The organism is Streptomyces sp. NPDC048481, assembly GCF_043200075.1.
Taxonomy (GTDB): Bacteria; Actinomycetota; Actinomycetes; order Streptomycetales; family Streptomycetaceae; genus Streptomyces.
In genome coordinates this window covers 176,515-189,490 of the sequence record NZ_JBICXC010000004.1, presented here as the reverse complement: position 1 = coordinate 189,490, position 12,976 = coordinate 176,515, and the positions used below count along the sequence as shown (strand labels likewise).

Annotated in this window: 12 protein-coding genes; all 12 read left to right on the top strand. The window is 71.7% G+C overall.

Translation table 11 applies throughout. The features are described 5' to 3' along the window. The first annotated feature begins 198 nt into the window (after positions 1–198). Positions 199–2,220, top strand: a complete 2,022-nt coding sequence (locus tag ACGFSH_RS14955) for a beta-galactosidase (protein WP_393348473.1) — start codon at positions 199–201, stop codon at positions 2,218–2,220. Between the two features lie 104 nt (positions 2,221–2,324). After that, on the top strand, positions 2,325–3,893 hold the full coding sequence (locus tag ACGFSH_RS14950) for an arabinogalactan endo-beta-1,4-galactanase (RefSeq protein ID WP_393348471.1): 1,569 nt from the start codon (positions 2,325–2,327) through the stop codon (positions 3,891–3,893). A 208-nt stretch (positions 3,894–4,101) separates the two neighbouring features. Next, a complete protein-coding gene (locus ACGFSH_RS14945; protein ID WP_393348470.1) occupies positions 4,102–4,389 on the top strand; it encodes an ArsR family transcriptional regulator in 288 nt (95 codons plus the stop codon). A 296-nt stretch (positions 4,390–4,685) separates the two neighbouring features. Further along, positions 4,686–5,141 carry a fluoride efflux transporter CrcB gene (crcB, locus tag ACGFSH_RS14940; protein ID WP_393348469.1) on the top strand — a complete coding sequence of 152 codons (456 nt, stop codon included), beginning with the start codon at positions 4,686–4,688 and terminating at the stop codon, positions 5,139–5,141. Beyond that, on the top strand, positions 5,138–5,518 hold the full coding sequence (locus ACGFSH_RS14935; RefSeq protein ID WP_393348467.1) for a DUF190 domain-containing protein: 381 nt from the start codon (positions 5,138–5,140) through the stop codon (positions 5,516–5,518). Before crcB (ACGFSH_RS14940) ends, ACGFSH_RS14935 begins: the two co-directional genes overlap by 4 nt. Further along, a complete protein-coding gene (gene crcB / locus ACGFSH_RS14930) occupies positions 5,515–5,880 on the top strand; it encodes a fluoride efflux transporter CrcB (RefSeq protein ID WP_393348465.1) in 366 nt (121 codons plus the stop codon). Before ACGFSH_RS14935 ends, crcB (ACGFSH_RS14930) begins: the two co-directional genes overlap by 4 nt. A 195-nt stretch (positions 5,881–6,075) precedes the next feature. Next, positions 6,076–6,912 carry an undecaprenyl-diphosphate phosphatase gene (locus ACGFSH_RS14925; RefSeq protein ID WP_393348463.1) on the top strand — a complete coding sequence of 279 codons (837 nt, stop codon included), beginning with the start codon at positions 6,076–6,078 and terminating at the stop codon, positions 6,910–6,912. A 163-nt stretch (positions 6,913–7,075) separates the two neighbouring features. Then, positions 7,076–7,753 carry a FadR/GntR family transcriptional regulator gene (locus ACGFSH_RS14920; protein ID WP_329406804.1) on the top strand — a complete coding sequence of 226 codons (678 nt, stop codon included), beginning with the start codon at positions 7,076–7,078 and terminating at the stop codon, positions 7,751–7,753. After that, positions 7,750–9,189: an amino acid permease gene (locus ACGFSH_RS14915; protein WP_393348461.1), complete on the top strand. Its 1,440-nt coding sequence runs from the start codon at positions 7,750–7,752 to the stop codon at positions 9,187–9,189. The genes ACGFSH_RS14920 and ACGFSH_RS14915 overlap by 4 nt, the downstream gene beginning before the upstream one ends. A gap of 43 nt (positions 9,190–9,232) precedes the next feature. After that, positions 9,233–10,249: an asparaginase gene (locus ACGFSH_RS14910; protein WP_393348459.1), complete on the top strand. Its 1,017-nt coding sequence runs from the start codon at positions 9,233–9,235 to the stop codon at positions 10,247–10,249. Between the two features lie 263 nt (positions 10,250–10,512). After that, positions 10,513–11,928 (top strand): aspartate ammonia-lyase, encoded by a 1,416-nt coding sequence (gene aspA, locus ACGFSH_RS14905; protein ID WP_393348457.1) that lies wholly within the window; start codon positions 10,513–10,515, stop codon positions 11,926–11,928. Positions 11,929–12,036: 108 nt separating this feature from the next. Next, complete coding sequence (locus ACGFSH_RS14900; RefSeq protein ID WP_393348455.1) at positions 12,037–12,975, top strand: glutaminase; 939 nt, start codon at positions 12,037–12,039, stop codon at positions 12,973–12,975. The last annotated feature ends 1 nt before the right edge of the window (position 12,976 follow it).

The following is a 12,976-nucleotide window of genomic DNA, read 5'->3' as shown; positions in this document are numbered from 1 at the left end:
GATGCGGAAACCTGCCATGCGAATCGCACGACCGGGGGTCCGGCCGTCGCCGGACCCCGTCATGCTGTCTGTGAGCGTTCACAGTAGAGAAACATCCCGGACACTTGTCAATGGTTGTTGCTGTGCGGTTATGTTGGCCTCAGAACGACATCGCAGTGTGTGCACGTTCCCAAATGATCGATGACACGGGAGACATCCATGCCGGAGACCAGCCCCAGGGGCCTCACCAGGCTCGCCTTCGGGGGGGACTACAACCCCGAGCAGTGGCCGGAAACCGTCTGGGAGGACGACGTCCGGCTGATGCGGGAGGCCGGCGTCACCATGGTCAGCGTCGGGATCTTCTCCTGGGCGCTGCTGGAGCCCGCGCCGGGCGTCCACGACTTCGGCTGGCTCGACCGCGTCCTCGGCCTGCTGCACGACAACGGCATCCGCGTCGACCTGGGCACGCCCACGGTCGCACCGCCCGTGTGGTTCTACCGCGACCATCCCGAGGCGCTGCCGGTCACCGCCGACGGCGTGCGCTACGAGTTCGGCTCCCGCGGCGCGATCTGCCACAGCAACGCGGACTACCGCGCGGCCGCGGCGGACATCACCACCCGCCTCGCCGAGCGGTACGCCGGCCACCCGGCGCTGGCGATGTGGCACGTGCACAACGAGTACGGCGTCCCCGTCTCCGCCTGCTACTGCGACTCCTGCGCCGCCCACTTCCGCCGCTGGCTGACCACCGCGTACGGCACGATCGACGCCGTCAACGCGGCCTGGGGAACCGCCTTCTGGGGCCAGCGCTACGCGAGCTTCGAGGACGTCAACCCGCCCCGCGCCACCCCCACCGTCGGCAACCCCGGCCAGGCCCTGGACTACAGGCGGTTCGCCGACGCCACCATGCGGGAGAACTTCCGCGCGGAACGCGACATCCTGCACCGCCTCGCCCCCGGCGTCCCGGTGACGACCAACTTCATGACCGCCCTCAGCCAGTGCGACTCCGTCGACTACTGGGCCTGGGGCCGCGAGGTCGACATCGTCACCAACGACCACTACCTGATCACCGACGGCCGCCGCACCCACGTCAACCTGGCGATGGCCGCCGACCTCACCCGCTCCGTCGGCGGCGGCGCGCCCTGGATCCTGCTGGAGCACTCCACGTCGGGCGTCAACTGGCAGCCGCGCAACCCCGCCAAGGCCCCCGGCCAGATGGCCCGCAACTCCCTGGCGCACGTGGCCCGCGGCTCCGAGGGCGCCATGTTCTTCCAGTGGCGGCAGTCCCGGCGCGGCGCCGAGAAGTTCCACTCGGCGATGGTCCCGCACGGCGGCGCCGACACCCGCGTGTGGCGTGAGGTCGTCGAGCTCGGCGCCTCGCTCGACTCCCTCGCCGCCCTGCGCGGCACCCGCACCGAGGCCGACGTGGCCGTGCTGTGGGACTGGCAGTCCTGGTGGGCGCAGAACCTCGACTGGCGCCCCAGCGAGGACGCCGACCCTCGCGAGCGCGCCGACGCCTTCTACGAGGCCCTCTACGACCGCCACCTCACCGTGGACTTCGCCCGCCCAGAGGCCGACCTGTCGGCCTACCCGCTGGTCGTCGTGCCCGCCCTGTACCTGATGACCGAGGCGGCCGGGGCCAACCTCCGGGCCTACGTGGAGAACGGCGGCACCCTGGTGGTGTCGTACTTCTCGGGCATCGTCGACGAGCACGACGCCGTCCACGAGGGGGCCTGCCCGGGGGCGCTGCGCGACGTCCTCGGCCTGACCGTCGAGGAGTTCTCCCCGCTGCTCCGGGGCGAGAGCGTGCGGCTGACCGGCCCCGACGGCGGCGGACTCGACGGCGACGTCTGGACCGAGTTCGTGGTGCCGCGCGGCGCCGAGACCGTCTGGCGCTACGCCGACGGCCTCACCGCCGGCCGCCCCGCCGTCACCCGCCACCGCCTGGGCGAAGGCGCCGCCTGGTACGTCTCCACCCGCCTCGGCCAGGACGGCCTGGACGCCGTGCTCGGCCGGGCCGCCGAGGACGCGGGGATCGCCCCCCGCACCGGCCTGCCCCGCGACGTCGAGGTCGTGCGCCGTTCCGGACCGCAGGGCAGCTACCTCTTCGCCATCAACCACACCGCCGCCGACGCCAAGGTGGCGCTGGAGTCCTCCGGTGCCGAACTGCTGACGGGCGAACGCGCCGCGGGCCGCCTGGCGGTCCCGGCCGGAGCCGTCCGGGTCGTGCGACTCGACGGCTGAGCCGACTCCCCTGCGCCCGTGGAGCCGCGAGCCGCGGGCGCAGGGGGCCCCTCACCCACGAGGGAACCCCCACCCCCATCACGTCGAAGGGACGACGGACGACGATGTTCCATCCCAGACGCACCCTCAGGGCCCTGCTCCTGCCGCTCGCAGCCGGGCTCGCCCTCACCGCCCTGCCCGCGCAGAGCGCGCGGGCGGCCGCCACCCTCGCCAACGCGGGCTTCGAGAGCGACGCGACCGGCACCGCGACCCCCGCCGGCTGGTCGACGTACTCGGCCGCCGGGCAGAACTCCGCCTCCTTCACCGAGTCGGGCGGCCACGGCGGGAGCCACCGCCTCTCGCACTGGTCGGCCTCCGCCTACAAGGTCGAGACGTACCAGTACCTGTCCGGGCTCGCCAACGGCCCCTACAAGCTCACCGCCTGGGTGCGCTCCGGCGGCGGCCAGAAGGCCGCATACCTGGCCCTGAAGAACTGCGGGAGCCCGGAGCAGCGCACCGACCTGCCGGTGTCGTCCAGCAATTGGGTGCGGATCGTCACGTCGGTCAAGGTGACCAACGGCCAGTGCACCATCAGCATCAACAGTGATGCGAACGCGGGCAACTGGATCAATGTTGACGACCTGACCTTCACGCCGGGCTCGACCGGACTGTCCGTCAAGGGCGCGGACATCTCCTCCCTCGCCAAGAGCGAGGCCAGGGGCGGTGTCTACCGGACCGCCTCCGGCTCCGTCGGTGACGCGGTCGCCATCCTGAGGAAGGCCGGGATGAACTACGCGCGACTCAAGGTGTGGGTCGACCCCGCGGACGGCTACAACGACAAGACGCACGTCCTGGCCACGGCCAAGCGGATCAAGGCCGCCGGCATGAAACTGCTGGTCGACTTCCACTACTCCGACACCTGGGCCGACCCCGGCAAGCAGACCAAGCCCGCCGCCTGGACGGGCCACTCGTACAGTCAACTGAAGACCGACGTCTATCAACACACCTACGATGTCCTCAACGCCCTCAAGGCGCAGGGCACCACGGCGGACATGGTCCAGGTCGGCAACGAGATCAACGGCGGCATGCTGTGGTCCGAGGGCTCAACCGACAACTGGCCGCAGCTCGCCGGGCTCCTCAACTCCGGCTACAGCGCCGTCAAGGCGGTCTCCTCCGCCACCCCGGTCGCGCTGCACCTGGCGAACGCCGGCGACGACGCCACCGTGCGCTGGTGGTTCGACAACGCGAAGACGTACGGCATCGCCTACGACGTGATCGGCCTGTCGTACTACGGCTACTGGCACGGCTCTCCGGCCGCCGCCCAGACCACCCTGGACGACGTGGCGTCCCGCTACGCCAAACCCGTCTTCATCGCCGAGACGGCCTACCCCTTCCGTCTCGACAGCGACGACTCCCTCGTCAACCAGATCGACACCACGGGCGAACTGGTCGCCGGCTACCCGGCGACCGCCGCGGGCCAGCTCGCCTGGATGAACACCGTCGCCGACATCGTGGAGGCCGTCCCCGGCGGCCGCGGCCTCGGCGTCTTCTACTGGGAGGCGACCTGGACCGCCGTCACGGGCAACGGCTGGGACCCGGCCGACGCCGCCTCCGGCAACGGCTGGGAGAACCAGGCGCTGTTCGGCTACGACGACAGGGCACTGTCCTCCATGGCCTGGTTCGGCCACCGCTGAGCCGGCGCTCCGACCGGACGGGGCCCGGCCGCGGCACGCGGCCGGGCCTCCGCCCGTCCCTCGCGCACCACGGCGAACAGCCCCGCGCGGCGGGGGAGTTGCATCCCGGCCAAGGCTTCCGGAGTCCGGGACACGGCGGCTTCGGCTGCGTCAGAGTGGGAAGGCGCGGTACGACGGAGCCCCGAGCCGGGGCGGAGGGGGGCCGAGGATGCTGAGGACTCCGGTGAGCGAGAGGCGGCTGACCATCCTGGAGTGGCTCAAGGAGCCGTCCCGGCACTTCCCGCCGCAGCGCCACGGCGACCCCGTCGAGGACGGCGTCCCCGCCGACGTCATCGCGACGAAGCTCGGCGTCCGCCGGCAGGTGGCGGACACCCATCTCCTGCTGCTCGCGCACCTCGGCGTGCTGCGCGCCAAGCGGATCAGGCGCCGCACCTACTACCGGCGCGACGAGATGCGCATCGCGGAAGTGGCGCGCATGTTCGACAAAGGGTGGTAGCCGCGTAGCTCGACGACGGCGACACACGGCGGGGCCGCCGCACAAAGCACCCTGCCGCACAAAGAGCCTCGGCGGGTCGCGGGGTTCCCGTACCCCCGCGGCTCCCCGCCGCTCCGCAGCGTGGGCCGCCCCTCCTCGCCCGGTGGCGCGCCGCGATCCGCAGGGTGACCGGCGTCCGCGGGACCGGCGGCCGGCCGGCCCCCGGCACGGCCCGGTGGAGCGGGGTTACGCTGGTGCCCGGCCGTGATCACCCCCAGGCGCTGGAACGGCCCCGGACCGGGTGGGAGACGTACGACATGACAGCTCCGCAGGCCGGACGTCTGCGTACCGGCGTCCCGCGCGGGCCTCGCACGGCGGGGCAGCTGCCGGTGGTCGCCGTCGTGGCCGTCGGCGGCGGCCTCGGCGCCGTCGCCCGCTACGCCGCCGCGCTGTGGTGGCCCGCGCGGACCGGCGGGTTCCCGTGGGCCACGTTCTGGGTGAACGTCACCGGCTGCGCGGTGATCGGCGTGTTCCTGGTGCTGGTCACCGAGGCGGTGACCGCCCACCGGCTGGTGCGGCCCTTCTTCGGCACCGGTGTGCTCGGCGGCTTCACGACCTTCTCTACGTACGCCGTCGACGCCCGCGGGCTGTTCGGCGCGGGCCGGCCGGCGACCGCCCTGACCTACCTCGCCGCGACGCTGTGCGCGGCCCTCCTCGCGGTGTGGCTCGCGGCCACGGCGACCCGCCGCGTCCTCTCCCGGAGGCAGCGATGACCAGGCTGACCGGCAGTGCCCTGCGGCTGACCGTCCTCATCGGCGAGAACGACACCTGGCACCGCAAGCCCCTGTACACGGAGATCGTGCACCGCGCCCACGCCGCCGGGCTCGCGGGCGCCAGCGTCTTCCGCGGCATCGAGGGCTTCGGCGCGTCCTCGCGCATCCACACCTCCCGGCTGCTCTCGCTCAGCGAGGACCTGCCGGTGGCGGTGGTCGTCGTGGACACCGAGGAGCGGGTGCGCGCCTTCCTGCCTCAGCTCGACGAACTGGTCACGGAGGGCATCGTCACCCTCGATCCGTGCGAGGTGATCAGGTACGTGGGGCGCGGCGGGAACCGGGGCGAACCGGGCACGAAGGGTAAGAACTGGTTGTGAACTGGCTGCTCGTCGTCCTCGGCGGGGCGGTCGGCGCCCCGTTGCGGTACCTGACCGACCGCGCGGTGCAGTCCCGGCACGACTCGGTCTTCCCGTGGGGCACCTTCGTCGTGAACGTCACCGGCTGCCTGATCCTCGGCACGCTGACCGGCGCCGTCGGCGTCGCCCCCGACCTGCGGTTGTTCCTGGGTACAGGCCTGTGCGGGGCGCTGACCACGTACTCCACGTTCTCCTACGAGACGCTGCGCCTGACCGAGACCGGGGCCGGGCTCTACGCGGCCGCCAACGCCGTGGCGAGCGTGGTGGCGGGGCTGGGGGCGGCGTGCGCGGGGGTGGCGCTCGGCCAGTGGGTGTGGCCTTAGGCGGTCGAACCCGCGTCCGGTCTGATGCGGGCCTGGTAGGACTGTGCACGACACCGGACCGTCCAGGCCTGTCGTGTGGATCGGCTCGCAGGGCGCAGGCGGCGGCTCGTCGCTGCCGCCCCCGCGTCCGCGAGGTGATCCGGACGGCGGCCCCGCGACGCCGTCGACCGATTCGTCTTCTCAGAACTGGATTCCATGAGCGCCATCTCCGTCGGCCAAGCCGTCGTCCTCGGAGCCGTCGAGGGAGTGACCGAGTTCCTCCCCGTCTCCTCGACCGGCCATCTGAAGATCACCGAAGGCCTGATGAACATCCCGGTCGACGACGACGCCGTCGTCGGCTTCTCCGCCGTCATCCAGGTCGGAGCGATCGCCGCGGTGCTCGTGTACTTCCGCAAGGACATCGTGCGGATCGTGTCGGCCTGGTTCCGGGGACTGCGCGACCGCGAGGAGCGATACCACCACGACTACAAGTTCGCCTGGTGGGTGATCTACGCGACGATCCCGATCGTCGTCGTGGGGCTGGCCGCCAAGCCCCTCATCGAGGGCCCGCTGGCCTCGCTGTGGGTGGTGGCCGGCTCGCTGATCGTCGGCAGCGGCGTGATGTGGGCGGCCGACCAGATGGGCCGGCACAAGCGCGGCGAGGACGACACCTCGTTCAAGGACGCGATGCTGGTCGGCAGTTCGCAGATCCTCGCGCTGCTCTTCCCCGGCTTCTCCCGTTCCGGCGCCACGATGTCCACCGCGCTCATCCTCGACCTGGACCGGGTCGCCGCCACCCGGCTGTCGTTCTTCCTCGGCATCCCCGCCCTGACCGGCGCCGGGATCTACGAGCTGAAGGACGCGCTGGGCACCGGCGCGGGGGCGGCGCCCCTGGCCGTCGGCACGGCCGTGTCCTTCGTGGTCGCCTACGCCTCCATCGCCTGGCTGCTGAAATTCGTCGCCAAGCACTCGTTCAACGCGTTCGTCGTCTACCGCCTCGTCGTCGGTGTGGCGCTGTTCGGCCTGCTGGCCTCCGGGGTCCTCGAAAGCTGACCGGTCGACCCTTCAGGGGGCGGGAAATCGCCATTCAGGCGACCCGCCCCCTGAATCTGTTCTTTCATCCGTCTTGACAGGGGCCTCGGCCCCCCGGAGTATCACTCCCGTGAACCTGTCAGACAGCCAGACAGGTGGTCGGGCCCCGCGGCGCGTCAGCGCCATGGAAGCGGTCCTCACCCACCTCCGCGGCGCCATCGAGCGCGGCGAGTACGCCATCGGCGACAAGCTTCCCTCCGAGGCGGAGCTGTGCCGCACCCTGGAGGTGTCCCGGCCCGTCCTGCGCGAGGCCCTGCGGGCGCTTCAGACGATGGGGCTGACCGTCGCCAAGACGGGCAAGGGGACCTTCGTCATCGCGAACACCGTCGAGGACCCCACCTTCGGCGACTACGCGGCCAGCGACCTGCTGGAAGTGCGCCGTCACGTCGAGATCCCGGTCGCCGGGTACGCGGCCCTGCGCCGCACCCCGGAGAACCTGGACCACCTCGCCCACCTGCTGGACCGCATGGAGCGCGAGACGGACACCACCGCGTGGGTCGCGATGGACACCCTCTTCCACCTGGCTGTCGCAGAAGCCGCCCAGAACCCGGTCTTCCGCCGGGTCATCGAGGAGATCCGCGACGCACTGGCGCGTCAGTCGGCCTTCCTCAACGAGCTGGGCGACCGGCGCGAGCAGTCCAACCGCGAGCACCGGGCGATCGTCGAGGCCCTGATCGACGGTTGCGAATCCGACGCCGTGGAGGCCATGAGCCACCACCTCGACCGCGTCGAGACCACCCTCACCGACATCCTGCGCGCCCCGCGCGCGGACACCCCCCTGGAAGGCGGACCCGAGGCGTGAGCGAACAGCACCTCAAAGACGAGACGCGCCCCTCGACCCCGCACGTCGACGCCGGAGACGCGGGCTACAGCAAGTCGCTGAAGTCCCGGCACGTCAACATGATCGCCATCGGCGGCGCCATCGGCACCGGCCTCTTCCTCGGCGCGGGCGGCCGGCTCGCCGACGCCGGACCCTCCCTCTTCATCGCCTACGCGGTGTGCGGCGTCTTCGCCTTCCTGGTCGTGCGCGCCCTCGGCGAACTCGTCCTGTACCGGCCGTCCTCCGGGGCCTTCGTGTCCTACGCCCGCGAGTTCATGGGCGAGAAGGGCGCGTACACGGCCGGCTGGATGTACTTCCTGAACTGGGCCACCACCGGCATCGCCGACATCACGGCGGTCGCCACCTACACCCACTACTGGGGCATGTTCTCCGACATACCCCAGTGGGTGATCGCCCTGATCGCCCTGGCCGTTGTCCTCACCGTGAACCTCATCTCGGTGAAGATCTTCGGCGAACTGGAGTTCTGGTTCGCCATCGTCAAGGTCAGCGCGCTGGTGGTCTTCATGTGCATCGGCATCTTCCTGCTGGTCACCCGGCACCCGGTCGACGGCGCCACCCCCGGCCCCTCGCTCATCACCGACAACGGCGGCGTCTTCCCCAACGGCCTGCTGCCCATGCTGCTGATCATCCAGGGCGTCGTCTTCGCGTACGCCTCCGTCGAACTGGTCGGCGTCGCCGCCGGCGAGACCGAGAACCCCGAGAAGATCATGCCGAAGGCGATCAACTCGATCATGTGGCGCGTGGGCCTGTTCTACGTCGGCTCGGTGGTCCTGCTGTCGATGCTGCTGCCGTGGAACAAGTACACCTCCGGCGAGAGCCCCTTCGTGACGGTCCTGTCCAACGTCGGCATACCGGCCGCGGGCGGGGTCATGAACCTCGTCGTGCTCACCGCGGCCATGTCCTCGCTCAACTCCGGCCTGTACTCCACCGGCCGCATCCTGCGCTCCATGGCGATGTCCGGCTCCGCCCCGAAGTTCACCTCGGTGATGAGCCGCAGCCAGGTCCCGTACGGCGGCATCCTGCTCACCAGCGGTATCTGTGTCCTCGGCGTCGCCCTGAACTTCGTCGTCCCGGCCGACGCCTTCGAGATCGTCCTGAACTTCGCGGCGATCGGCATCCTCTCCACCTGGGGCATGATCATGATCTGTCACCTCCTCTTCTGGCAGAAGACCCAGAAGGGCGAGCTGACCCGCCCGGCCTACCGGCTCCCGGGCTCCCCCTGGACCGAACTCGTGACGCTGTTCTTCCTCGTCTCGGTCCTGGCCCTCATGTACGCCGACGGCGGCGCCGGACGCACCACCGTGCTGTGCCTGCCGCTGATCGTCGCCGCGCTCGTGGCGGGCTGGTACGCCGTCCGCCGCAACCTCGCGCGCACCTCGTCCAAGGCCGGCGCGTGACCCCTGCGCCGGCCCACGCCCACCCACAAGTGATCAGGCAGTGATGTTCAGCAGTTCCCTCGCCGAGGCCCCCGCGATCCGCGAACCCCTCCACGCACCCGTCGCCCACCTCGTCCGCGGCGGGGTGACCGAGGGCGTCCACCACGGCTCCGTCGTCGTCCTCGGCGCGGCCGGTGCGGTCGAGCTCCAGCTCGGCGACGTCGAGGCCGCCATGTACCCGCGCTCGGCGCTCAAGCCCGTCCAGGCGGTCGCCATGGTCCGGGCCGGGCTGCCGCTCGACGGCGAGCTGCTCTCGCTCGCCGCCGCCAGCCACTCCGGCGAGGAACGCCACCTCGCCGGGGCCCGCCGGATCCTGGAACTCGCCGGCGTCGACGAGACGCACCTGCGCAACGTCGAGGACATGCCCTACGGGGCACCGGTCCGCGACGCCTGGATCCGAGCGGGACGCGCGCCCTCCCGACTCGCCCAGAACTGCTCCGGCAAGCACGCCGCCATGCTCTACACCTGCGCGCTCAACGGCTGGTCCCTCGACGGCTACCTGGACCCGGCGCACCCCCTGCAACAGGCGATCGCCGAGATCGTCGAGGACCTCACCGGGCAGCGGATCGCCCGGGTCACGGTCGACGGCTGCGGCGCTCCGCTGTTCGCCGTCTCCCTGCACGGTCTCGCCCGGGCCGCCGCCCGGATCACCGCGGCGGCGCCCGGCACCCCCGAGGCACGGGTCGCCGACGCCATGCGCGAGCACGCCGAGATGGCCTCCGGAGCGGGCCGCGACGTGGCCGCCCTGATGCGCGCCGTGCCCGGACTGCTGACCAAGGACGGCTTCGAGGGCGTCCAGGTCGCCGCCCTCCCGGACGGCCGGTCCGTCGCCGTCAAGATCTCCGACGGCGCCGACCGGGCCCGGGTGCCGGTCACCGCCGCGGCCCTCGCCCGGGCCGGCGTCGACCCCGCCCTGCTCACCGCGTTCGCCGGCGGGCCGCTCCTCGGCGGCGGCGTCCCGGTCGGCTGCGTCCGCCCGGTGCGCGCGCTGGACCCGGTCACCGTGCGGGCCTGCGCCTGAGGCTCCGGTGGCCACCGGGTGTGCGCGGTGGCCACCGGCGGACCCGGCCCGCGCGGCCCGGCACCCACCCCGGCCGGGCCGTGCGCCCGGCCCCCGGACCGCCGTTCCGGTCACCACCGGGCCGGCGCCCGACCGGCTCGGGCGGACGCCATCCCGTACCGCCCGAGCCGGCCGCCCCTCGCACCCTCCCTCACCCGCACTCTTCCTCGCCCCGCACGGTCCTTCACCTCGCCACCCCGCCCTCAGAAAGAGGCCGCACCCTCATGACCGCCTCCGCCGCCACCCGCAGCGAACACGACCTCCTCGGCGACCGGGACGTTCCCGCCGACGCGTACTGGGGTGTCCACACCCTGCGTGCCACGGAGAACTTCCCGATCACCGGGATGCCGATCTCGGCCTACCCGCACCTCGTCGACGCGCTCGCCGCGGTCAAGGAGGCCGCGGCCCTGGCCAACGAGGAACTCGGCCTGCTGGCCCCCGAGAAGGCCGCCGCGATCGTGGCCGCGTGCCGGGAGATCCGGGCCGGGAAGCTGCACGAGCAGTTCGTCGTCGACGTCGTCCAGGGCGGCGCGGGCACGTCGACCAACATGAACGCAAACGAGGTGATCGCCAACCGGGCACTGGAGCTGCTCGGGCACGGCAAGGGCCACTACGGTCGTCTGCACCCGAACGAGGACGTCAACCTCGGCCAGTCCACCAATGACGTCTACCCGACCGCCGTCAAGATCGCGACGGTCTTCGCGGTGCGCGGGCTGCTCAAGGCGATGGCCGTGTTGCAGGACTCTTTCGCCCGCAAGGCCGTCGAGTTCCGCCACGTGCTCAAGATGGGCCGTACACAGTTGCAGGACGCGGTGCCCATGACGCTCGGTCAAGAGTTCTCGGCCTATGCCGTCATGATTGACGAGGACCGCAACCGACTTGACGAGGCCGTCCAGTTGATCCATGAGATCAACCTGGGCGCCACGGCCATCGGCACCGGCCTCAACGCCCCCGCCGGATACGCCGAGTCCGCCCGCCGCCATCTCGCCGCGATCACGGGTCTGCCGCTGGTCACGGCCGCCAACCTGGTCGAGGCCACCCAGGACTGCGGCGCGTTCGTCCAGATGTCCGGCGTGCTCAAGCGGGTCGCGGTCAAGCTGTCGAAGAGCTGCAACGACCTGCGGCTGCTGTCGTCGGGGCCGCGGGCGGGACTGGGCGAGATCAACCTGCCGCCGGTCCAGGCCGGTTCGTCCATCATGCCCGGCAAGGTCAACCCGGTGATCCCCGAGGTCGTCAACCAGGTCGCCTTCGAGGTGATCGGCAACGACGTCACCATCACCATGGCGGCCGAGGCCGGACAGCTCCAGCTGAACGCCTTCGAGCCGATCATCCTGCACTCCCTGTCGGAGTCCATCACCCATCTGCGCGCCGCCTGCCTCACGCTCGCCGAGCGCTGCGTCGACGGCATCACCGCCAACACCGAGGCACTGCGGGCGAGCGTGGAGAACTCCATCGGCCTGGTCACCGCCCTCAACCCGCACATCGGCTACACCGCGGCCACCGACATCGCCAAGGAGGCGCTCGCCACCGGCCGCGGCGTCGCCGAACTCGTCCTCGACAAGGGTCTCCTCCCCGCCGACCGCCTGGCCGCCCTGCTTCGCCCGGAAATCCTCGCAGGCAGCGGCTCACCTCTGGCCTGACCCCGGCGCCCCTCGGGCGCGCTCTCCACCCCCCTTCGACATCCCCTTCGGCCCTGCTCGAAGGCCGCCGGCCGGCGGCGGACGCGTCAGGACCGGCACGGAGGCAGAATGGCGATCATGACACCGACGTCGTCCCCCGTCTTCCAGCCGGTCCTGGAACGCATCGCCGAGGAGATGGAGCGCACCCCGGGGCGCGGCCGGCCCGCCGACTACATCCCCGCCCTCGCGGCCCGCGACCCGCGCAGTTTCGGCATGGCCGTCGCCGAACTGGACGGCACGGTGTACGGGGTGGGGGACTGGCGGGAGCCCTTCTCCACGCAGTCGATCACCAAGGTCTTCACCCTCGCCCTCGACCTGGCCCGCGAGGGCGACGAGCTCTGGGAGCACGTGGGCCGCGAGCCCTCGGGCAACCCCTTCAACTCCCTGGTGCAGCTGGAGTACGAGCAGGGCATCCCGCGCAACCCCTTCATCAACGCGGGCGCGCTGGTCGTCACCGACCGGCTCCTCACCCGCACCGGGGACGCGGCGGGGGAACTGCTCGGCTTCCTGCGCGCCGAGAGCGGCAACCCCGCGCTCGACTTCGACGAGGACGTCGCCGCCTCCGAGGCCGCGCACGGCGACCGCAACGCCGCCCTCGCCCATTTCATGGCGTCCTACGGCAACGTCGACAACCGTGTGCCGGTCCTTCTCGACCAGTACTTCCGCCAGTGCTCGCTGACCGCCTCCTGCGCCGATCTCGCCCTGGCGACCGGGTTCCTCGCCCGCCACGGCATCCGCGCGGACGGCAGCCGGCTCCTCACCCGCAGCCAGGCCAAGCAGGTCAACGCGGTGATGCTGACGTGCGGCACCTACGACGCGGCCGGCGACTTCGCCTACCGGGTCGGCCTGCCCGGCAAGAGCGGCGTCGGCGGCGGCGTCATCGCCGTGGTGCCCGGCCACTGCACGCTGTGCGTGTGGAGCCCGGGTCTGGACGAACGCGGCAACTCGGTGGCGGGGGTGGCCGCCCTGGACCGGTTCACCACGCTCACCGGCCTGTCGGTGTTCTGAG

What these genes read in the sequence shown, in the direction of transcription:
- ACGFSH_RS14955 (WP_393348473.1), top strand. Translation starts at nt 199, where the DNA reads ATGCCGGAGACCAGCCCCAGGGGCCTCACCAGGCTCGCCTTCGGGGGG.
- ACGFSH_RS14950 (WP_393348471.1), top strand. Translation starts at nt 2,325, where the DNA reads ATGTTCCATCCCAGACGCACCCTCAGGGCCCTGCTCCTGCCGCTCGCA.
- ACGFSH_RS14945 (WP_393348470.1), top strand. Translation starts at nt 4,102, where the DNA reads ATGCTGAGGACTCCGGTGAGCGAGAGGCGGCTGACCATCCTGGAGTGG.
- crcB (WP_393348469.1), top strand. Translation starts at nt 4,686, where the DNA reads ATGACAGCTCCGCAGGCCGGACGTCTGCGTACCGGCGTCCCGCGCGGG.
- ACGFSH_RS14935 (WP_393348467.1), top strand. Translation starts at nt 5,138, where the DNA reads ATGACCAGGCTGACCGGCAGTGCCCTGCGGCTGACCGTCCTCATCGGC.
- ACGFSH_RS14925 (WP_393348463.1), top strand. Translation starts at nt 6,076, where the DNA reads ATGAGCGCCATCTCCGTCGGCCAAGCCGTCGTCCTCGGAGCCGTCGAG.
- ACGFSH_RS14920 (WP_329406804.1), top strand. Translation starts at nt 7,076, where the DNA reads ATGGAAGCGGTCCTCACCCACCTCCGCGGCGCCATCGAGCGCGGCGAG.
- ACGFSH_RS14910 (WP_393348459.1), top strand. Translation starts at nt 9,233, where the DNA reads ATGTTCAGCAGTTCCCTCGCCGAGGCCCCCGCGATCCGCGAACCCCTC.
- aspA (WP_393348457.1), top strand. Translation starts at nt 10,513, where the DNA reads ATGACCGCCTCCGCCGCCACCCGCAGCGAACACGACCTCCTCGGCGAC.
- ACGFSH_RS14900 (WP_393348455.1), top strand. Translation starts at nt 12,037, where the DNA reads ATGGCGATCATGACACCGACGTCGTCCCCCGTCTTCCAGCCGGTCCTG.